The organism is Hymenobacter sp. BT730 (assembly GCF_030542105.1).
Taxonomy (GTDB): domain Bacteria; phylum Bacteroidota; class Bacteroidia; order Cytophagales; family Hymenobacteraceae; genus Hymenobacter.
Genome location: NZ_JAUOFB010000007.1, coordinates 122,924 through 142,695, shown reverse-complemented (window position 1 = coordinate 142,695; position 19,772 = coordinate 122,924). Strand labels below are relative to the sequence as shown.

Below are 19,772 nucleotides of genomic sequence, written 5' to 3'. Positions count from 1 at the left end.
ATGATTGCCTCGACGAACCCTTCCTCCCGTGCCATTGCTCAGCAAGTGGTGCGCATCATTAGCAAGCGCAAAGCCATTAAACCTTCGCGCCTGCGTATTTCCAGCAACCTCAGCCGCGAACTGGGCTTCGATACCGTGGATGTCGTAGACATCATTCTGGAACTGGAGCGTAGCTTCCATATCATTATCCCAGATGAGGTGCCTATCAGCACCGTAGGAGATTTTGTGAACTACGTAGCCACCCATACGCCCGAAGCCGCGGCTTAGCAGCTGCCCGGAGGCAATAAAAAAAGCCCGACACCATTTGGTGCCGGGCTTTTTTGTGTCTTGTTATGAAAGGCTAACGGACGTTGCCGCCAGTGTCGCCATTGGCATTAGAGGAAGTGTTTGGTTCCCGGCTGCTGTCGGTGGTATTGGCCGCAATATCAGCGTGCGGCTTAGCAGCGGTTTGAGCGGGGCTTTTCTCCGTATACACTGGGTCGACACCCGCTTTCTTGGCTGATTCAGCTTCAGGCGTAGCGGAGGCATTTGCTTTAGCAGGAGCCGTTTGCTCGGGGCGCTGCTCCGTGGCGTTTACATGCGTAGCAGTTGCGGAAGCAGAAGGGCTGGAGACTACGACAGCCTGGGTCCTTTCCCATTCCTCAAACTTGTCCATCTCATCTTTCAGGGTAGAGGTAAACCAGGCGACCAGGGCTACGTCGTCTAGCAGTCCCAGCACCGGAATAAAATCAGGAATCAGATCAATGGGGCTCAGGAAATACAGCAGCACAGCTACCGCCGCCACAATAGTAGGTGTGGGCAGACCTTTGTACTCACCGCTGGCTGCGGCACGCACCAGCCGGAACATCCGCTGCAGCCCTTCCCAGGCCTCGTGCGCCAGGGTACCTACGTCTTTTTTGTCGCTGGCTTTCTGGTAAGCATCATTCAGTAATTGCTTGATGCGGGTAGGTTTCTGAACGTATTCTTCGGCCGTGCGAAGGGCCCGTTTAAAAAAGGGTGAGGAGCTTACCTGTTCGCCTTTGGGAGGTTGAGTATCCATGGAAAAGAAAGGTTGGAATGTGAAGGGAGGGCTCGGAATGAAGCCAGGAGGATATTCTATACTGCGCGGGCCCAAAAATAGTTGGCCTGCGCACTTCCGGCTACCGGAGGCATAAAAAACCACTGCTCTGCCTGGAGTACAGGCAGGGCAGTGGCGAAAAGGAAAAGCAGGTAAGCTTAATTCTGGGCTACGCGACCAGCTGCATAAAAATTGCGGTGATAATAGGCCTGGTTCAGGGAGCTAACCATGACGCCACCGTTGGTAGCGGAATGGGCAAACTTGCCATCCTTCAGGTAAATACCTACGTGGTAGATGGGCTGGCCCGGGCCACGGCGGAAGAATACCAGGTCACCGGTCTGCATTTCGTCTTTGCCTACGCGCTTCACGTTCTGAAACATGGAGCGGGAGCTGCGCTGCAGCGTTACGCCGTAAACTTCTTTAAATACGCGGGTTACAAAGCCGGAGCAGTCGGTGCCACGCTTGGTGTTGCTGCCAAAGCGGTAAGGAGTGCCCATCCAATCGGCTACGGTACGGAGGAGGTCTTTATCCTCGGTGTAACTCAGCTTCACGCCCAAGGCGCTGGAGTAGTGCTGATACAGGACGGAGTCCCGGTAGGAGGCCCGGTCGTTAGCGGCTTCATCAGAGCCGCTAATCAGAAATTCGGGGAAGAGAGAGGCTTCAGCTACTACCGGCGCGCCGGCAGCAGTAACGGGTGCTTTCTCGAAGAAAAAGGATAGAGCCAGAGAGGCAGCGGCGAGGCAATACAGTATTCTGTTTTTCATTGTCCGTCGTGTGGTGGCAGAATCGTTTTGGTGGGTCGGCCCAGCCAGGGCCTTAGCATACTCCTTCGTTACTCAATAACCAGGTGTGAAGCAGCTGTAAAAAAGGTTGAAAAAAGAGGTAAGCCAGAGAAAAGTCAGCCTTTGCTGAAATACCCTGTTGAGTAAAACTAGGCACAGCAAGGGAGTGTATCCAAGCTAAATCCTGGAAAAAAATCAAAATACATGGTTAAGTACAATGCATAAAAAGAATGATCCAGACTGACTATGCAACTTCCTGCAAACCCGCCCCGTATATTCCGGCCGTTTCTGGTAGCCATGAGTACGCCGCGCATTTTAGAAAACTCACCCTTTGCCCGCATTGCCCGGCTGGTGCTTCGCTCCCAAAGTGTGGCGATGGTGCTGGGCAATACCGTGCACCTTAGTGGTGCCCGCCGGGAGGAGTTTTTGCAGGATCCTTACTGGGTGGCGCATGAGATGTGCCACATCCGCCAGTTTCGGGAACATGGCTTTGTCGGCTTCCTGTGGAAGTATTTAATAGAGTCGATGCGGGTGGGGTATTATGCTAACCGCTTTGAGGCAGAGGCCCGGCAGGCCGGGCGCGATGAGGCGCACTTATACGCGGCTGGCCGTCCCTTGCCCGACCCTGCGCAGATGCACCGGGGAGCCCGCGCCCCAGGTCCGGATAGTTTGCCCTCTTAAATTTTCCGGCTCGCAATAGGCCTGCTGCAGCAGTCGGCGGTCCGGTAAAAATGGCGGCTACACCGCCGCCTTTTTGCACGCCTTTTCAGCTTCTTTTTGTGCTATTGCCGATGTACAGATTCATGGCAAAAGCGGGGGAAAGTTGTAACCTCTAAGTCATTACTTACGAATAGAGAGGTAGCCCGGCCCGCCTGCCGGTGCAGGTTAATGTACTTCTAATTCTACATATGCCTTATGGAAAACACCCCCAAGAATCCCTCATCTTCGTCAGCCGGTTCGGCTGCTAATAAATCTTCCCAGTCTTCTGCATCAGGCGTAAATCGTCAGAATTCGCCTGCAGCCGGTGCTTCCGGTGACATTTCTTCCCGCTCGGATCAGTCTTCTATCGGGGGTGCCCAGAGCACCAGCCAGGGTAGCGAAACGCGCAGCCAGAGCCAGTCTTCTGTTTCCGGCCGTCAGAACCAGTCGGGCAGCAGCTCACAGCAGCGCAGCAACAGTTCTAACGAAGATTCTTCGCGCAATTCCTGGATGGGCCAAGCCAATCTGCGTGACACTGTAAACCAACTGCCCCAGTCTATTAAGGATATCGGCTCAAAAGCCGCTGAGCAATTTAACAAGCTGAGCACCACGCAAAAAGTAGTAGGCGGTGCGTTGTTACTGGGTGGTATTAGCTACCTGGCGTCGCGCTCTTCGGGCTCCCGCATTAGTAATGTGACGGACTCAGCTTCACGCCGCGCCCGTGACTATCGTTCCGGCAATATTCCACGCACGGAGTCTTCGTACCGTTCCGATTGGAATAAGCCTTCGTCTTCTTATTCCTCTTCGTCAACTTCGGAAACCAACCGCTCGTTCCGTAAGCCTAGCAGCGAAACCGACACGCGGTTTGGTTCTTCCTCTGACTATGACAATGTGCTGTAAGGCCCCTGTAAAACAGTAATGCAACCGGCCGGGTAGATTTCTACCTGGCCGGATTTGTGTTGGTGCATAAAGCCAAGAACGAAAAAGCCCCCGTATGCCTGAAGGCATACGGGGGCTTTTTGCTGGAGCCTTCTACGGGACTCGAACCTGCGACCTGCTCATTACGAATGAGCTGCTCTACCAACTGAGCTAAGAAGGCATTTCCCTGCTGCTAATTGCCGCTAGGGGCAGCAAAGATAAAGAGCCTGTCAGACAATGCGCAACCCGCTGCGCAAAATTTTAGCAGACCGGTAGCTAACCCCATGGAGAAAAGCGGCGTTGAAACAAACCTTAGGTAACTACAACACGCACTTACTATGAATTTCACCTCGGTTACCCAGTCTTTAGGAAGCGGCCTGGTCGGTGCGCTGGTACTTAATACCCTGCATGAAACGGTGCGCCACTTGCGCCCCGCCGATGCCCCGCGCATGGATATTCTGGGCGAGCGGGCCCTGCGGAAGCTTTTATATAAGGCCGATGCTCCGCAACCCGATAAAAAGACGGCGTACAGGCTGACCCTGTCGGGAGACGTCCTGAGCAATGGGCTGTATTATAGCTTGGTTGGTACGGGGCCGCATGTGTGGTGGCGTGGGGCGGCCCTGGGCTTGGCAGCCGGCGTAGGCGGGGTACTATTGCCTGGGCCGTTGGGTCTGGGAGAGGCGCCCAGTAACCGCACTCCCCAAACCCAGGTCATGACCATAGCGTGGTACCTCATCGGTGGTTTGGCTACCGCAGCGGCCTCCCGGCTGTGGAGCCTGGCCCGGCAGTAGTAGGGGAGGAGCTGTTTAGAAAGAAGGACAAGGTTTCCCGGCTTTCCGGCATCTTTGTGGCCGCAATGAAACAACTCCGCAAACTTCTGGTGCAGGCGCTCGGCTTTGAGCGGTATATCCGTCTGGTAAGCCGCATATACCTGCGCCTGGTAGGTGCAGGTTGGGGCAAGCAGAAGTATCCGGAGCTGTTTTTCCTCTCAAAGATTGTGCAGCCGGGCTTTGTGTGTGTGGATATTGGCGCTAACCTAGGCTATTATTCCGTAGCGCTTTCGCGCTTGGCGGGGCCACAGGGACGGGTGCTAGCCGTAGAACCTATTCCGCTGTTTCAGCAAATCTGGCAGGATAATGTGCGCCTAAGCGGCTACAACAACCTCACCTTGTTGCCTTACGCGTTAGGAGGCGAAAACACCACCGTGCAAATGGGCACCCCGGAGCGCGAAGGCCTGCTGCACCACGGCATGACCAAGGTAGCGGCCAGCAATACCCAGGAAAACTACGCCCGCACCTACGAGGTACCCATGCGGGTGCCAGATGAACTGTTTGCCGATCTGCCCCGGCTGGATTTTGTGAAGTGCGACGTAGAAGGCTTCGAGTATGAAGTATTTCGCCACATGCAGCACACGCTCCGCCGTTTCCGACCACTTATTCAAACGGAGCTGAATGGCCTCGAAAACCGCCGGCAGGTAACGGCTCTGCTGGAAAAGCTGGGCTACAAACCATTTGTTCTGTCTGAGCGTTCAGACCTTGTTCCGTGCAGCCCGGCCCAGCTGGCAAGTGTTGTAACGGCCGATTTTTACTTTCAACCCACCAACCCTGCCGCATAGGCGGCTTCCTGATGGTCAAGTTCCTGCTTACTCTTCTTATTATTTCTTTGATTGTCCGCTTTGTAGTGCCGGTGGTGCTGCGGTTGGTACTGGGCCGGGTAGTGCAAAAACAGGCCCGCCGCTATAGCCAGCAGTTTGGTGGGCAGGTCCCATTTGAAGCTCCCTTTAATCAGCCCGAGCCCAACCATTCCACCGCTACCGGTGATGTGCGTGTGGACTATGTGCCACCTAAGCCCGCCGAAAAGCCGCAGGAATTTAAAGGCGGCGAATACGTTGACTTTGAGGAAGTGAAATAAGCCGGGCTGCTTTCCGCTAAAGCAGTCTGTGTTCCAAAAACAAATCAACCCTTCTGCCGCCCTGGTAGAAGGGTTTTTTCATGCGAGAAGGGCTATAAGGCAAGGCCGGGATTCTGAAATTGTACTGCCAGAAATGAAATAATCAGGCTACCTTGGGGCTGCTTTCCCGGTCTGTTTACCGGCAAAGCAGGTTTTTAGCTTTCTTTTTTCGCCGAATGACAACCGTTACCTCCGGCCCCGTGCCGCTGTGGCGCCGGGTGCTGCCGCACCTGCTGGCCGTCGTATTTTTCCTGGTGCTGGTCGCCGTATATTTCTCGCCTATCCTCTTCGACGGGAAAACTCTGTCCCAGCATGATATTGTGCAGTTTAACGGTGGGGCACACGAAGCAGCCCAATACCGCGAGGTAACCGGCAAGGAAGCACTCTGGACGAACTCCATGTTCTCCGGCATGCCTACCTACCTCATCAGTACTCGCTTTCCTGGCGACCTGTCCCTCTATCTACATCAGCTGTTTACTCTGCACCTGCCGGCTGTAGTGGCTAACCTGTTTCTGGCGCTGCTGTGCGGCTACGTGCTGTTTATTGCGCTGGGCGTGCGGCCGTTGCTGGCTACCGTGGGCGCTATTGCCCTGGGTTTTACCAGCTACAACCTTATTATTCTGGCGGCGGGGCACAATACTAAATCACTGGCCCTGGCCTATGCGCCGCTGGTACTGGCTGGTTTGCTGGTCACGTACCGACGGAACAAGCTACTGGGCACGGCCCTGTTTGCGCTGGGCCTGGCCATGAACCTGCGCTCCAATCACCTGCAGATTACCTATTACCTGCTGCTGATGGTACTGGTATTTGGGATAGTAGAGCTGATTTTTGCCGTTCGCAACAATCGTCTGCCCGATTTCCTGTCCCGCACCGCGCTACTGGCTGTGGCTGCGCTGCTGGCAGTAGGCGTCAGCTTCGGCCGTTTGTATACCACGCTGGAGTACGGCAAGTATAGCATCCGGGGCCGCTCTGAGCTAACCACTCCGCCGCCTTCAGCCCCTGGCCAGGCTCCTGCCGCTAGGGAAGAAGGTGCCGGCTCCGGTCTGGACCGGGACTATGCGTTTGGCTGGAGCTACGGCGTGGGCGAGACCATTACGCTGCTCGTGCCTAACTACTATGGTGGTGCTTCGCAGGGCAAGCTGAGCGAGTCCTCGGAAACGGCTAAGGCACTGAGTGCACTGGGCGTGCCGCCCATGCAGTTGAAGGATTACCTGGCACAGCTGCCCCTGTACTGGGGTGCTCAGCCCAGCACCAGTGGCCCGGTATACCTGGGCGCCGGCATTCTAATGCTGTTCTTCCTAGGCTTGTTTGTGGCCGACCGTCGCACCCGCATCTGGCTGCTGTCGGCTACTATTCTATCTATTCTGCTGGCCTGGGGCAAGAACTTTGAGGTATTCAACAACCTGATGTTCGACTATTTCCCCGGCTACAATAAATTCCGCTCCGTGAGCATGGCGCTGGTTATTGCCCAGCTGGCCGTGCCGCTGCTGGCCGTACTGGCCTTGGCCCGCGTGCTGCGTAGCCGCCCGGAAGTAGTGGCGGCTAACGGCCACCCCGCACTAACCCCCAAGCCGGTTGATACGCCCGAAACCGCCGACCTGAAGCGCAAGCTGATATATGCGGTAGGCATCACGGCGGGTATCTGCGTGCTGGCCTTCCTGTTTGGCCTGGGGGCTGATTTCGCTTCGCCCATCGACAGCATGCTGCAGCAGCAGGGTTTCCCGCTGGATGCCCTGCGCCAGGACCGCGCCAGCCTGATGCATACGGATATCTTCCGCTCCCTGGTGTTTATTCTGCTAACGGCCGGCATGCTGTGGTTCTACCTGCAGCGCAAACTCTCCGCTACAATGACCGTGGCTCTGGTGGGCGTACTCACGCTGGTGGATCTGTGGAGCGTAGACAAGCGCTACCTCAACGATAACAACTTCCAGCGCGAAACCGTGGCCCAGCAGTTTGTGCCTACCGTAGCCGACCAGATTATCCTGCAGGATAAAGACCTGAGCTACCGGGTACTGAATGCAGATAACCCCTTCAACGAAGCCAATACTTCGTATTTCCACAAGAGCCTGGGTGGCTACCACGGTGCCAAGCTGCGCCGCTACCAGGATTTGATTGAGCGGCAGATTTCAACCAAAAACCCGCAGGTGCTGGGCATGCTGAACATGCGCTACCTCATCACTGGCGACCAAAAGACGCCGGTGCAGCGCAACCCCGGCGCGCTAGGCAATGCCTGGTTTGTGCGGGACATTGAGAAAGTGCAGAACCCCGATCAGGAAATCAACGCCCTCAGCACCACCAATCTGGCTACCACAGCTGTTGTGGATGTTTCAAAGTTCCCCGTCAGCAAAACCAGCTATTCTACAGAAGGCTCTACTATTCGCCTCAGCAATTACGCGCCCGATGCCCTGCGCTATGAGGCTAATGCTGCCCAGGATGGCTTTGTGGTGTTCTCAGAAATCTATTACAAGGATGGCTGGAATGCCTACATCGATGGCAAGCTGGTTCCCCACATGCGCGCCAACTACGTGCTGCGGGCGCTGCCCATGCCCGCTGGCAAGCATATCATCGACTTTAAGTTTGAGCCAACGTCCTATAAGATGGGCAACACGGTGTCGCTCATCTCCTCAGTTATTCTGATTCTGGCTATGGTAGCTGCCTTGGTGTATGCCTTGCGCCAGAAGCCGGAGCCGGTAGTAGAAGAGCAAGAAAAGCTGGTGGCCTAGTTAGTGCCCTGAGTGCTTGCTGACCCCGCTTTCGGCCTTCATCCGCCAGAAGCGGGGTCAGTTGTTTTAGGTGCATAAAGAATGGTGGTTTAAGTATGAAATGGGAAGCCGGGCAGGCACTGGTCTTGCAGGAATTGCACGAGCCTATGGCGCAGGAGCGGGGGGTGCGGCTGCTATTGCTGCGTGATGACCTGACGCACCCCATCCTGCCCGGCAATAAGTGGCGCAAGCTCAAATACAACCTCCTGGAAGCCCGACGGCTGGGGCATCATACGCTGCTCACCTTTGGGGGTGCTTATTCTAACCATCTGGCTGCCGTGGCGGCCGCCGGTAAGCTAACTGGCTTGCACACCATTGGTGTAGTGCGCGGCGAAGAGTTGGGAAATGGCCCTGCCAATGCCCTAAACCCCACGCTGGACCAGGCTGTAGCCGATGGCATGCAGCTTTTGTACCTGGACCGCGCCACGTACCGGCGCAAACAGGAGCCCGCCGTGCTGGCCAACCTCCTCCAACAAACCGGCCCGGCCTATATCATTCCCGAAGGAGGCTCCAATGCCCTGGCGCTACCCGGTTGTGCCGAGTTGGTCACGGAACTGCGCAGCCAGACGGCATTCGACTACCTCTGCGTAGCCTGCGGTACCGGGGGCACGCTGGCAGGCCTGCTCACAGGCTTGCACGGCACAGAGGAGGCGGTAGGTGTAGCGGCTCTAAAAGGAGGAGAGTTTCTACGAGCAGAAATAGATGCGCTAACGCAAGCCACTACCGGGCAGATTTTTGCCAACTACGATTTGCAGACAGCTTACCATGCTGGTGGCTATGCCCGTTTCTCGCCTGAACTGCTAGCGTTTATTCAAGGATTCCAGGAGCGGCATGGGGTATTGCTTGACCCACTTTACACGGGCAAGCTGCTCTGGGGAGTACTGGACCTGCTGACGAAGGGCTATTTTGCGCCGGGCAGCACCGTGGTAGCTATTCATACCGGTGGGCTGCAGGGGTGGGCCGGCTTCCGGCAGCGTTTCGGGAACCGGAGCGGCTGGTGGCCCGAGGAGAGTAGTTTCTCGCTATAGTCAGCAAATGGCCACGATATAGCGTATAGCTAGCTGAGGTAACCCACGTTATTAAGCTCTACCACCTTACTCACTGTCTTTATCAGTAAAAAATACCCGTTTCTCACATGCCCATAGCCCGTCTATTACGTCAGCTACTGCCACTTGCGTTTCTCCTCGTGTTGGGGTGGTTTCTGTGGAAGAAGGTAGAGCCGGCCCTGACGGGTTTTGACCCCTTGCGGGCCGACCCGCGCATCACCGTAACCCATAACACGGTGCTGCAAAAAGTGGAAAACCTGGGCCGATTGGAGTTGGTGCGCTACCGCTTCAAAGATGTAGTGGAGTATAAGAAAAGCACCTACCGCTTCCTGCCCGATGCTAAAGTGGCCCTTATTGTAGCCGGTGATGCCGTGGGCTGTCTGGATTTACGCAAGGTTCGCCCCCAGGACGTGGTTTTTGAAGGTGACTCGGTGGTGCGGGTGGCACTGCCCCCGGCCGAGTTGTGTACCTGGCAGGTAGACCACAGTGCCAGCAAGGTATATAGTGTAGAAAATGGTTTTTTTCAGGATGCCGAGCTGGTAGATGAAGGCTACCGCTACGCCGAGAAAAACGTGCGCCGTGCCGCCCTGCAATCCGGCATTCTGGCCCAGACAACGCAAAACGCGGAGCTTATTCTGCGCCCCATGCTGGAAACCATGACCGGCCGCCGCGTAGTTCTCACCCAACAAATGACTGTGCCTCGCCTGCCTAAGCGGCGGTAATCACGGAATGCAGTATTCTTGGGGATGAATTCTGCCAATAACTTCCTGCCCGAGCACCCGCACCTGCCTACCATTGTTACCAGCCGTCTGCACCTGCGCTGGCTCACCCCTGCCGATATACCGGCATTATTTACCGTTTTCTCTGATCCGGCCGTGATGCGCTACTGGAGCCGAACACCCATGACGGCAGAAGCCGAAGCGGCAGCCCTGCAGGCCCAGATTGCAGAATACTTTGCCAGCCGCAGCCTGTTCCAGTGGGGGGTGGCACGGCGCACCGATGATGTCGTCATTGGCACGTGTACGCTGTACAGCCTCAGCAGCACAAATCAGCATGCGGGTATCGGGTATGCGCTGAGCTCCGCGCACTGGCGGCAGGGCTATGGCTCGGAGGCAGTAGCGGCGCTGGTAGAATTTGCTTTTACGGAACTCAGTTTACACCGCCTGGAGGCAGATGTAGACCCACGCAACACGGCCTCCCGGCGCTGCCTGGAGCGGCTTGGGTTTCAGCAGGAAGGTTACCAGCGGGAACGGTATTACCTGTATGAAGAATGGCAGGACGCCGTATTATATGGCCTGCTGCGCTCAGAATATCGTCTGGCTTCGTCGCTAGGCTAGTCTTCCTCTCCGGGCTCTTTGCCCAGGTCGTCCATAGCCATCCGAATCAGGTCCGACTCATAGCCTTTTAGCGTGAGAAATTGCGTGAGCTTTTGCCGCCGCTTGGCCGGATGACGCTCCTTTTCCTGGGCGTCTTTCTTTTCCAGCAGGTCTACCAGGTTCTGGTAATACTCGTCGCCGTCTATTTCCTTCATGCCCGCTTTAATGCAGTACTCTGATAATCCTTTCTGCTTAAGCTCCTGCTGAATGCGGCGGCGCCCCCATTTCTTCTGGCGGAACTTGCCCCGCACAAAGCTCTTGGCATACCGCTCTTCATCCAGCAGCTTCTCGCGGCTCAGTTTGATAATAATCTCCCCGGCTTCGTCTTCATCCAGGCCGTAGTCGCGCAGCTTGGCTTCCACTTCTTTAAAGTTGCGCTCCTGATAAGCGCAGAAAGCCGCTATTTTCTGGAGTGCCTCACCGGGCGTATAACTTTTCTTTTTCGAAGACTGAAACATAGAGAGGAAAATGGGCTGGGCCAGTAGCAGGCTATAAAGTAACGATGCCAAAGGCGAAGTCGTTCGGCTGGCAGGTCATACGCACGCAACCAAGCAAGGCTGGTTTGTCTCTATCTTCACCGGGAATAAGCCTGAGTTGAGCTGGTATGCTGCGTGTTGTATTGCTGAGTATATGTTTCTTGTGGAATGCCTGCCTGGCCTACGCTGGCATTGTACGCGGCCGGGTGACGGGTCCTGATAAAGCGCCGCTAGCCTTTGCCAACGTAGCGGTGCGCGGCACTACTCAAAGCACTGGTACCAATGAACAGGGCCAGTATCAGCTACGCTTAGCTCCGGGCAGCTACGAGCTGGTATTTCAGTACGTGGGTTATCAGCCGCGCTTTGCAACGGTGCGTGTAGCGGGCGGCGACTCCACTACCACCCTTGACGTTGTTTTACAGCCCGAAAGCTATAAGCTGAACGAGGTATTAGTGCGCGCCAAAGACCGGGACCCGGCGTATGCCTTAGTGCAGCACGCCATTGAGTGGCGCCGCTACCACCGCGCCGAGGTAGCCGCGTTTTCGGCCCGCACTTATATCAAAGGGTTAGTGCGTCTGATTGATGTGCCTGGCAAAATCCTGGGCCTGTTCAAAACCGACCCCAGCCTGAAACCGGGCGTGATTTACTTATCGGAATCCGTATCGGAGCTGAGTTTCCGGCAGCCGAACGTGGTGCGGGAGCGGATGATTGCCTCCCGGGTGAGTGGAAGCAGTAAGGGATTCAGCTTCAACCGGGCCTCGGGCCGCAACTTCAATTTTTACGATAACCTGCTGAACTCCGGCTTCTCGGAGCGCGGCTTTGTTTCGCCCATTGCCCAGAATGCCATGCTGTTTTACCGCTACGAGCTGGTGGGCACCACAGAGCGCAACGGGGAGCAGATTCATAAAATCCGGGTAACGCCCCGCCACCACACCGACCCCGCCTTCACGGGCTATATCTACCTGGTAGATGGCTCCTGGCGGCTGCACAGCCTGGAGCTTTCCCTGGATCAGAATTCCGGTATTGAGTACGTGGAGACGGTGCGCATTGAGCAGCAGTTTATGCCCGCACCCGGCCGTCCCGATATCTGGGTGCTGCAGTCGCAGAAAGTAAACGTGACTGGGAAAGGTATGGGCTTTAAAGGCAGCGGCTACTTTAACGCTGTTTTTTCCAACTACCGCGTGCAGGCCACTTATCCGGCTCGTCCGCAGGAAAAAGCTGTTCCACCACCCACCACGCCGGAGGTAGCAGGACCCGTACGCCGCGAAACCGTGGCGGAAGCCAAAAAGCAGCGGCCTGACCTACGCAACCTGAAAAGTCGGGTGCGGCAACAAGTGAAAGCGGCCGAAGCCCGGCCAGAAGCGGAGGCAGGAATTGAACCGCTGGCAAAAGGAGAGGTGCTTCGGATTGAGAAAGGTGTGAATGAGCGCGACTCCACGTTCTGGGAAGAGGTGCGCCCTATTCCGCTCACAGAGGAAGAGCAGAAAGACTTCCACGTGAAAGACAGTGCTGAAGTAGTAAAGAAATCAAAGCCCTACCAGGACTCGCTGGACCGCAAACGCAACGTGCCGGATGCTACTAAGCTATTACTCACAGGCTACACGTACAGCAGTTCCTTCCGGCGGCGCACTGTGTTTGTGCAACCGGTATTCAACCTGCTGCAATACAGTACCGTGGAGGGCGTCATTATCAACCCGGAAGTGACGTACACCCAACGCTACGAAGACCGGCGGAGCTACTCGCTCACGCCCGCCTTGCGGTATGGGGTAGCGGCCAGGCTTTTCAGCCCCAGTCTGGCGGGAGCCTATACCTTCCGGCCGCTTTCCTTTACCCGGGTGGGGTTTATGGTGGGCCGCACCGTGGAGGATTTTGACCCGAACTCGCAACTCACGCCGTTCATTAACACCCAATACACGCTGCTGCGCAACCACAACTACGCCAAGTACTACCAGCGCGACGGCGGCGAGCTGAACCTGCGCCATGAGCTGGTAAACGGTTTGATGCTGCGCACCGCCTTAGGCTACGCCGACCGCCGCCAGCTTTCCAATAACAGTCGGAAAGTGCTCATCGATATTCCAGGCCGGGCCTTCACACCTAACCAGGCCGTCAGCGAGGAACTGCCGGACCCTTCTTTCGGCCGCAACCAGTCGCTCACGGTGCAGGTGGAGCTAACCTGGCAACCAGGCCAGCAGTATATCATCCGGCCCGATGGCAAGTTCAACCTCGGCTCCAAATACCCTACGCTGCGCCTGGCCTGGCGGCAAGGGCTGGCCGGCGTGCTGGGCTCCGATGTGCGCTACACACGCCTGGAGGCCGGAGTGCGTAAAGAAGCGTCCCTGGGCTTGGTAGGCGAGACGCACCTAAACATAACAGCCGGCGCCTTTCTGGGCCACCCGCAACTGTCGTTTATGGACTACCGCCATTTCTCGGGCAACCTCACAGGTTTTGCCGCCAACTTCGAGCAGTTCCAACTACTGGACTACTACCGGTTCAGCACCCGCAGCCGCTACCTGGAAGCCCACGTGAATCACCACTTCAATGGGTTTCTGCTGAACAAAGTACCGCTATTGCGGAAGCTGAAATGGCAGGAAGTGGCTTCGCTGAATTATCTGAGTACGCCCACCGTGGGCCAGTATGTAGAACTGGGCGTCGGTATTGAGCATATTTTCAAAGTGCTGCGCGTGGATGCCTACACGGCGCTCCGCTCCGGGCAGAAGCTTAGCACCGGAGTGCGCATTGGCGCCGGCTTCTAGCGATCCTGCAGCGCGGGCTGCGGCGCCTTGCGGCGGTCTGGGAGGTTATAAAGCACGACAGAAGCCAGAATAACGGCGTAGGCAATAGCCTGCGTGGTGCCGGAGGCCTCGTGGTAGTACACAAAAGCCAGCACAAAGCTCACCAGGGGGTTGATATACATCAGAATGCCCACGGTGCCGGAAGGCAGTACATTCAGCGCGTACAGGTTCAAAAACAGCGGCACTACAGTGAAGCCTACGCTAAGAATCCCGGCATAAAGGAGTAGGTGCGGGTCCTGAAAACCAGCCAACGGGTGAGCATCCAGCGGCCCGGCCAGCGGAATCAGGATTACTGCCGCCAGGCTAAGCTGCAGGGTCAGCAGAATGAGCTTATCGTAGTTGCGCAGCAGGCGTTGGGTGATGAGGTAAAAGGCATAAGTGAGAGCTACCAGGCAACTCAGTGCTACTGTGTACACGTCGCCGGCTCCCAGCACCGCGCAACTGATGGCGCTGAGGCCAATGGCTAGCCACTGCTTCAAATGCAGGGGTTCGTGCAATAGAAAAAAGCCCAGCAGTGCTGTTATAATAGGGCAAATCAGATACGCAAACGAGCCGGCTTGCACGCTTACCTGGTTGATAACATAGATAAATAGCAACCAGTTGCCAACCAGCAGCAATCCGCCCACGGCTGTCAGCGCTAGTACCCGGCGCCGCTCTCGGTGAGGCGCTTGCTGGTATTGCTGCCAGGTGGCCCGCACGGCTGGCAGGCGCAGCACGCCATTAATCAACAGCAATAGCAATAAGGACAGCACCACCCGGAAAAACAGAATCTGTCCACTGGCATAGCTGCTCAGCATGCGCAGAGGCAAAGGAAAAAATCCCCAAATCAGAAAGGCCATAAAAGCGGCCAGATGGTAGCGCGAGAGTCTCACAGAAAAGCAGTGGTTGGAGGGCGAAGGCGCAAAAATACGGCTTGTTTGGCAGGCCGTTGCGCTGCCAGCCTTTTTATCCATCGTGGGCTTGCCTGCAAACTCCCGTACCTTGGCTGCTGTTTCCTTTCTGGTATGCTGCTATTCTCCCACCTGCCCGATATTACCGGCGGTACGTTGCTGCCAACGCCCGCTGCTCCGCACCGCCCGGTGCAACATCTGTTGCTGGATAGCCGCCACGTAGGCGTTGCGGCCGGGGCGCTGTTCTTTGCCATTCGGGGCGCACAGCACAACGGCCACCGTTACCTGCCGGACCTGTATCAGCAGGGCGTGCGCCAGTTTGTGGTAGACCGCGCCGAGGAAATTCCCCAAGGGGTGGAAGCCTACCCGGAAGCCTGCTTTTTGCTGGTAGCTGATAGTATGCTGGCTCTGCAGGCGGTGGCGGCGCACCACCGTGCTCAGTTCCGCATACCCGTGGTGGGCATTACGGGCTCCAATGGCAAAACCATTGTGAAAGAATGGCTGGCGCAGATGCTGAGCCCCGATGAACTGATATGCAAAAGCCCGCGCAGCTACAACTCGCAGGTAGGCGTGCCGCTGAGCGTATGGGAGCTGAACAGCACCCACACGTTCGGCGTTTTTGAAGCCGGTATTTCCGAGCGGGGCGAGATGGAGCGGCTGGCCCGCGTAATCCAGCCCACGCTGGGTGTTTTCACTAACCTGGGCACCGCGCACGATGCCGGCTTCACCTCCGCCACCGAAAAAGCTCGGGAGAAAATGCGCCTTTTTGTCGGCGTCGATACCCTGTTCTATTGCCGCGACCATGCCCTGGTGCACGCCACCGCACAGGAAGTGCTGGACGAATCCCGCACGTTTACCTGGAGCCGGCAGCACCCGCATGAGGCCGACGTAGCCATAACAGTAGCCGAAGCCAGCGCCGACCGCACCGTAGTGCACGTGGCCCTGGACCGCCCCTTGCCCCAAGAATACACGTTCACGGTGCCCTTCGCCGATGAGCCTTCCCTGGAAAATGCGCTGCACGTTCTCACTGTGCTGCTTTGGCTGCAGGTGCCAGCCACCGAAATTCAGCACCGCCTGGATAGACTGCACCCCGTGGCCATGCGTCTGGAAATGAAGCAGGCCCTGAACGACTGCTACATTCTGGACGACACCTATAACAACGACTTAGCCGGCCTCTCGCTGGCGCTGGATGTACTGGCCCGCCAGCCGCGCCGGGGCCGCCGCAGCCTGATTTTGTCTGATTTGCTGGAATCCGGGCTGCCCGCGGCGGAACTCTATGCCCGCGTGGCTACGCAGTTGGCTACGCACGGCGTAGAGCGCCTACTGGGCGTTGGAGCTGATATCAGTGCCCATGCCTCGGCCTTTCAAGGCATTGATAAAGAGTTTTTTGCCGATACTGAAGCGTTTCTGGCGCAGGTACGGCCGGAGCAGTTCCGGCACGAGACTATCTTGGTAAAGGGCGCCCGCCGATTCGGCTTTGAGCGGATTGTGTCCGCGTTTCAGCAGAAAATCCACGGCACCGTGCTGGAGGTAAATTTTGATGCCCTCGTGCATAACCTCAACTTTTACCGCACGCGTCTGCAGCCCGGCACTAAGCTCATGGTGATGGTGAAGGCCTTTGCCTACGGGAGTGGTAGCTACGAAGTGGCTAACCTGCTGCAATTTCACCGTGCGGACTACCTTGCCGTTGCCTATACCGATGAAGGGGTGGAATTGCGAGAGCAGGGTATCAGTCTGCCGCTAATGGTGATGAACCCGTCGCCTGATAGTTTCCAGAAGATGCATCAGTACCATCTGGAGCCGGAAATCTATTCGTTTGAAGTATTGCAGCAATACCTGCAGGTAGCAGCAGAGCAGCCGCTGCCGGCCATTCATTTAAAGCTGGATACTGGTATGCGCCGCCTGGGATTTGCCGAGGAAGACATGCCCCAGCTGTGCGCCCTGCTGCGCGCCAATGCCAAGCGGTTGCGCGTAGCCAGTGCCCTCACGCACCTGGCCGGTGCCGATGAAGAGCAGCACAACAGTTTCTCCCAGCAGCAGTTGGAAGCTTTTAGTCGCATGACGCCGCTGGTAGAAGCGGCACTAGGCTATTCCATCATCAAGCACGCACTTAACTCGGCTGGGATTCTCCGCTTTCCCGAGGCGCATTTTGATATGGTACGCCTGGGTATTGGGCTGTATGGGGTAGAAGCTACCGGGCAGGAGCAGGAGGCGCTGCGCTCCGTCAGTACCCTGCGCACTACCGTGTCACAGGTAAAAACACTGGCGGCGGGTCAGACGGTTGGTTACGGCCGGCGGGGTTCCGCTACTGCTCATGACCGCCGCATTGCTACGCTGGCCATTGGTTACGCCGATGGCTACGACCGGCGGTTCGGCAATGGGGTTGGAGAGGTCGTTATTCGGGGGCAGCGGGCACCCATTGTGGGCAACATCTGCATGGATATGTGCATGGCTGACGTCACCCATATTTCCGGCGCCCAGGCCGGTGATACGGCCGAAGTATTTGGGCCGGAGGTTACGCTTTCGGAGCTAGCCGCCCGCATTGGCACCATTCCCTATGAGCTGCTGACCAATGTAAGTGAGCGGGTAAAGCGGGTGTTCTACGCGGAATAGCTAAAAAGGCCGCTCAGCTTTGCTGGGCGGCCTTTTTAGGAAAGATAGTACTCTCTCCTTACTTGTACATATCTACTTCGGCCTTAATCATGGCGTTGTAGCGCATACCATTGTTCGCTAAGGTAATCAGGCTCCAGCCCCGACCCATGCTGTAGGTCCAGGTGCGGCTTTCTTTGAACTCGAACGTAGGACGCAGAATCTGGCCATAGGGCGTATAAGAGTCCATGAAGTTCGTGGTGTAGAACTTATCGCCGCTCACAATCCACTCCATAGCGACGTAGAAGCCATCCTCCGGCGCCGGGATATTATAAGAAGTCAGATCAATAGTGTACCATTGTCCACCACCGGGCGCCGATACCACTACGTTGTCCGTCAGTAGGTCGGTATTGGGGGAGCTGTAGTTGCCATCGGGGGCATAGATGCGCACGCGGAACGGCTCCCGCGGGAAGCCACTTTCACTGATGTAGAACGACACGGAGCGAATCATGCCCAGCTTGCGGCCTTTCTCATTCTTCACCCAGAAAGCGTACTGGCTGCCTGGCATGCCCTGAATCATGCCCGAACCGGGCGTGTTGGAGCGGGAGCCTAGCTCCAACGCCTTCATTTTGCCGGCCGTTACCGTCACGTTTTCCAGCACAATGTTGCGCTTGGGCACTTCAATAATGAGCTCGTCCATGTTGGTGCCGCGCTTCACCAGAATAGCTTTGCGCTCAAAGCCCAGGGCCATGATAATCAGCGAGTCGAGCTGGCCCTTCTGCGGCATGGGCAGCTGGAAGAAGCCATACTCGTTGGATAGAGCACCGGTTTGCTCTTCCTTTAGGTTAACTGAGGCAAAGGCAATGGGCTCCTTGGTCTTGGCATCCACGATACGACCGGCAATCCGGTCGTTCTGGGCAAAAGCCAGCGCGGGCAGCAACACCAGCAGAAAGGTGAAAAAAGTGAGTACGCGCTGTTGCATAGAGAGGCTTTTAACTGCCAAAAATACAAGGAGTTTAATCAAGCCCGAAAAACTCTTTCCGGCTTCTGGCTAAGCAGTAGCGCTTATTTATAAGCGTCTACCTCGGCCTTAATCATGGCATTGTAATACTTGCCGTTGTTCACCAGAGTAATCAGGCTCCAGCCCTTGCCGATGCTATAGCTCCAGGTGCGGCTCTCTTTGAACTCGAACGTAGGGCGCATAATCTGACCGTAGGGCGTGTAGTTATCGGAGAAGTTGGTGGTGTAGAACTTATCACCACTTACTACCCATTCCATTGCCACAAAGAATCCTTCGTCAGGGGCCGGAATGTTGTACTGGGTCAGATCAATGGTGTACCACTGGCCGCCGCCGGGGGCCGATACCACTACGTTGTCCGTCAGCAAGTCGGTATTAGGAGAATTATAGTTGCCGTCGGGCTTGTAGATGCGCACGCGGAAGGGCTCCTGCGGGAATCCATGCTCGCCAATATAGAATGACACCGAGCGAATCATGCCCAGGTGTTTGCCTTTCTCGTTCTTCACGAAGAAAGCATATTGGCTGCCAGGCTGCCCCTGAATCATGCCTTCACCTGGGGTGGAAGACTTAGCGCCCAGTGCCAGGTCCTTAATTTTGCCACCCTGTACCTTCACCTCACCCAACTCAATAATGCGCTTGGGAACTTCAATGGTGATGTCCTCCATCTTGGTGCCCCGCTTAACCGCAATTGTCTTGCGGAAATAGCCTAGTGCCTGCACTACCAGTGAGTCTTGCTCGTTTTTTTCGGGCATGGCAATCTGGAAGAAGCCGTATTCGTTGGTTAGCGCCCCGGTTTGTTCTTCTTTCAGTCCAATGGCGGAAAAAGGAATCGGTTCTTTGGTCTTCTGATCGACAATACGGCCTGTAATGCGGTTTTCTTGTGCCTGTACCAGCGCCGGAAACAGAAGGATAATAGCAATGAAGGTGAGTATACGTTGAAGCATATGCAGCGGATTATATGTCAAAAATACAAGGAATACCCCTAACTGATGCATATAATCTGTGATTATTTATAATAATCAATTGTGTTTGGGAATAGTTATACAACAAGGGCTTATTTGGGAAAAAACGGGACTATCAGTCTTGAATTTTGGCCGAAACTTAATTGGGGTGTACCTTTGTTTAAATAGAATCTAAATAACCTCGCCGTGCCCATCCGTTCCACTTCTGCTAAGCCTGCTGCCCGAAGCGTGAAAGACCTTCGTATGGGCGAAGCCGGAACGATTTGCTGCCTCAACGATCCGGAAATGGCGTTGAAGCTGCTGGAAATGGGCTGTATTCCTGGCACGCAGGTGCGCTTAAATAGCCGGGCGCCGCTGGGGTGCCCCATTACGCTGCTGGTTGGTGAAGGCGAGGAGTATACCCTTTCCCTGCGGGTGAGCGAGGCAGCCACCATCTTGCTGAAAGACTAGCCCCA

18 protein-coding genes, 1 tRNA gene and 1 pseudogene are annotated in these 19,772 nt (G+C 56.1%); 13 read left to right on the top strand and 7 right to left on the bottom strand.

Going from position 1 to position 19,772, the window contains the following annotated elements:
• Window positions 1–267: an acyl carrier protein gene (locus Q4G72_RS16060; protein ID WP_303312442.1), complete on the top strand. Its 267-nt coding sequence runs from the start codon at window positions 1–3 to the stop codon at window positions 265–267.
• Between the two features lie 418 nt (window positions 268–685).
• Here the strand turns inward: Q4G72_RS16060 and Q4G72_RS16055 are convergent.
• Window positions 686–847, bottom strand: a pseudogene (locus Q4G72_RS16055) (YkvA family protein); the annotation flags it as partial.
• A gap of 368 nt (window positions 848–1,215) precedes the next feature.
• Complete coding sequence (locus Q4G72_RS16050; protein WP_303312441.1) at window positions 1,216–1,821, bottom strand: C40 family peptidase; 606 nt, start codon at window positions 1,819–1,821, stop codon at window positions 1,216–1,218.
• A gap of 264 nt (window positions 1,822–2,085) precedes the next feature.
• Here Q4G72_RS16050 and Q4G72_RS16045 point away from each other — a divergent pair, with 264 nt between their 5' ends.
• The gene (locus tag Q4G72_RS16045; protein ID WP_303312440.1) at window positions 2,086–2,520 is read left to right on the top strand and encodes a hypothetical protein; all 435 of its coding nucleotides are present in this window, start codon (window positions 2,086–2,088) and stop codon (window positions 2,518–2,520) included.
• Window positions 2,521–2,754: 234 nt separating this feature from the next.
• Complete coding sequence (locus Q4G72_RS16040; RefSeq protein WP_303312439.1) at window positions 2,755–3,438, top strand: hypothetical protein; 684 nt, start codon at window positions 2,755–2,757, stop codon at window positions 3,436–3,438.
• Window positions 3,439–3,561: 123 nt separating this feature from the next.
• Here Q4G72_RS16040 and Q4G72_RS16035 read toward each other — a convergent pair.
• Window positions 3,562–3,637, bottom strand: a tRNA-Thr gene (locus Q4G72_RS16035).
• 157 nt (window positions 3,638–3,794) lie between these two features.
• On the opposite strand from Q4G72_RS16035, the gene Q4G72_RS16030 reads away from it, so the two are divergent.
• The 7 genes from Q4G72_RS16030 (at window position 3,795) to Q4G72_RS16000 (ending at window position 10,551) form a co-directional block, all read left to right on the top strand.
• Window positions 3,795–4,247, top strand: coding sequence for a hypothetical protein (locus Q4G72_RS16030; RefSeq protein ID WP_303312438.1), 453 nt, complete (start codon window positions 3,795–3,797; stop codon window positions 4,245–4,247).
• Between the two features lie 65 nt (window positions 4,248–4,312).
• Window positions 4,313–5,071, top strand: a complete 759-nt coding sequence (locus Q4G72_RS16025) for an FkbM family methyltransferase (RefSeq protein WP_303312437.1) — start codon at window positions 4,313–4,315, stop codon at window positions 5,069–5,071.
• A gap of 11 nt (window positions 5,072–5,082) precedes the next feature.
• Window positions 5,083–5,367, top strand: coding sequence for a DUF4834 family protein (locus Q4G72_RS16020; protein WP_303312436.1), 285 nt, complete (start codon window positions 5,083–5,085; stop codon window positions 5,365–5,367).
• A 215-nt stretch (window positions 5,368–5,582) separates the two neighbouring features.
• Window positions 5,583–8,129: a YfhO family protein gene (locus Q4G72_RS16015; RefSeq protein WP_303312435.1), complete on the top strand. Its 2,547-nt coding sequence runs from the start codon at window positions 5,583–5,585 to the stop codon at window positions 8,127–8,129.
• 95 nt (window positions 8,130–8,224) lie between these two features.
• Entirely contained in the window at window positions 8,225–9,196 is a 972-nt protein-coding gene (locus Q4G72_RS16010) for a 1-aminocyclopropane-1-carboxylate deaminase/D-cysteine desulfhydrase (protein WP_303312434.1), read from the top strand.
• A 107-nt stretch (window positions 9,197–9,303) separates the two neighbouring features.
• Window positions 9,304–9,936: a DUF4230 domain-containing protein gene (locus Q4G72_RS16005; protein WP_303312433.1), complete on the top strand. Its 633-nt coding sequence runs from the start codon at window positions 9,304–9,306 to the stop codon at window positions 9,934–9,936.
• Window positions 9,937–9,960: 24 nt separating this feature from the next.
• A complete protein-coding gene (locus Q4G72_RS16000) occupies window positions 9,961–10,551 on the top strand; it encodes a GNAT family N-acetyltransferase (protein WP_303312432.1) in 591 nt (196 codons plus the stop codon).
• Here the strand turns inward: Q4G72_RS16000 and Q4G72_RS15995 are convergent.
• Window positions 10,548–11,099 (bottom strand): regulatory protein RecX, encoded by a 552-nt coding sequence (locus tag Q4G72_RS15995; RefSeq protein WP_303312431.1) that lies wholly within the window; start codon window positions 11,097–11,099, stop codon window positions 10,548–10,550. The two genes, Q4G72_RS16000 and Q4G72_RS15995, sit on opposite strands and share 4 nt — an antisense overlap.
• Window positions 11,100–11,194: 95 nt before the next feature.
• On the opposite strand from Q4G72_RS15995, the gene Q4G72_RS15990 reads away from it, so the two are divergent.
• Window positions 11,195–13,819, top strand: coding sequence for a DUF5686 and carboxypeptidase regulatory-like domain-containing protein (locus Q4G72_RS15990; RefSeq protein ID WP_303312430.1), 2,625 nt, complete (start codon window positions 11,195–11,197; stop codon window positions 13,817–13,819).
• On the opposite strand, the gene Q4G72_RS15985 is transcribed toward Q4G72_RS15990, so the two are convergent.
• Window positions 13,816–14,730: an EamA family transporter gene (locus tag Q4G72_RS15985; protein ID WP_303312429.1), complete on the bottom strand. Its 915-nt coding sequence runs from the start codon at window positions 14,728–14,730 to the stop codon at window positions 13,816–13,818. The two genes, Q4G72_RS15990 and Q4G72_RS15985, sit on opposite strands and share 4 nt — an antisense overlap.
• Window positions 14,731–14,862: 132 nt before the next feature.
• Here Q4G72_RS15985 and Q4G72_RS15980 point away from each other — a divergent pair, with 132 nt between their 5' ends.
• Window positions 14,863–17,361: a bifunctional UDP-N-acetylmuramoyl-tripeptide:D-alanyl-D-alanine ligase/alanine racemase gene (locus Q4G72_RS15980; protein WP_303312428.1), complete on the top strand. Its 2,499-nt coding sequence runs from the start codon at window positions 14,863–14,865 to the stop codon at window positions 17,359–17,361.
• Window positions 17,362–17,419: 58 nt separating this feature from the next.
• Here Q4G72_RS15980 and Q4G72_RS15975 read toward each other — a convergent pair whose 3' ends face one another.
• Window positions 17,420–18,319, bottom strand: a complete 900-nt coding sequence (locus Q4G72_RS15975) for a carboxypeptidase-like regulatory domain-containing protein (RefSeq protein WP_303312427.1) — start codon at window positions 18,317–18,319, stop codon at window positions 17,420–17,422.
• Between the two features lie 83 nt (window positions 18,320–18,402).
• A complete protein-coding gene (locus Q4G72_RS15970; RefSeq protein ID WP_303312426.1) occupies window positions 18,403–19,299 on the bottom strand; it encodes a carboxypeptidase-like regulatory domain-containing protein in 897 nt (298 codons plus the stop codon).
• A 204-nt stretch (window positions 19,300–19,503) separates the two neighbouring features.
• Here Q4G72_RS15970 and Q4G72_RS15965 point away from each other — a divergent pair, with 204 nt between their 5' ends.
• Complete coding sequence (locus Q4G72_RS15965) at window positions 19,504–19,767, top strand: FeoA family protein (protein WP_502213691.1); 264 nt, start codon at window positions 19,504–19,506, stop codon at window positions 19,765–19,767.
• Window positions 19,768–19,772 lie beyond the last annotated feature (5 nt).

Bases quoted from the DNA above. Each gene is read 5' to 3' on its own strand.
- Q4G72_RS16050 (WP_303312441.1), bottom strand. From the start codon at position 1,821: ATGAAAAACAGAATACTGTATTGCCTCGCCGCTGCCTCTCTGGCTCTA.
- Q4G72_RS15970 (WP_303312426.1), bottom strand. From the start codon at position 19,299: ATGCTTCAACGTATACTCACCTTCATTGCTATTATCCTTCTGTTTCCG.
- Q4G72_RS15980 (WP_303312428.1), top strand. From the start codon at position 14,863: ATGCTGCTATTCTCCCACCTGCCCGATATTACCGGCGGTACGTTGCTG.
- Q4G72_RS16030 (WP_303312438.1), top strand. From the start codon at position 3,795: ATGAATTTCACCTCGGTTACCCAGTCTTTAGGAAGCGGCCTGGTCGGT.
- Q4G72_RS16045 (WP_303312440.1), top strand. From the start codon at position 2,086: ATGCAACTTCCTGCAAACCCGCCCCGTATATTCCGGCCGTTTCTGGTA.
- Q4G72_RS15990 (WP_303312430.1), top strand. From the start codon at position 11,195: ATGCTGCGTGTTGTATTGCTGAGTATATGTTTCTTGTGGAATGCCTGC.
- Q4G72_RS16005 (WP_303312433.1), top strand. From the start codon at position 9,304: ATGCCCATAGCCCGTCTATTACGTCAGCTACTGCCACTTGCGTTTCTC.
- Q4G72_RS16060 (WP_303312442.1), top strand. From the start codon at position 1: ATGATTGCCTCGACGAACCCTTCCTCCCGTGCCATTGCTCAGCAAGTG.
- Q4G72_RS16010 (WP_303312434.1), top strand. From the start codon at position 8,225: ATGAAATGGGAAGCCGGGCAGGCACTGGTCTTGCAGGAATTGCACGAG.
- Q4G72_RS15975 (WP_303312427.1), bottom strand. From the start codon at position 18,319: ATGCAACAGCGCGTACTCACTTTTTTCACCTTTCTGCTGGTGTTGCTG.
- Q4G72_RS16020 (WP_303312436.1), top strand. From the start codon at position 5,083: ATGGTCAAGTTCCTGCTTACTCTTCTTATTATTTCTTTGATTGTCCGC.
- Q4G72_RS16015 (WP_303312435.1), top strand. From the start codon at position 5,583: ATGACAACCGTTACCTCCGGCCCCGTGCCGCTGTGGCGCCGGGTGCTG.
- Q4G72_RS16025 (WP_303312437.1), top strand. From the start codon at position 4,313: ATGAAACAACTCCGCAAACTTCTGGTGCAGGCGCTCGGCTTTGAGCGG.
- Q4G72_RS16000 (WP_303312432.1), top strand. From the start codon at position 9,961: ATGAATTCTGCCAATAACTTCCTGCCCGAGCACCCGCACCTGCCTACC.
- Q4G72_RS16040 (WP_303312439.1), top strand. From the start codon at position 2,755: ATGGAAAACACCCCCAAGAATCCCTCATCTTCGTCAGCCGGTTCGGCT.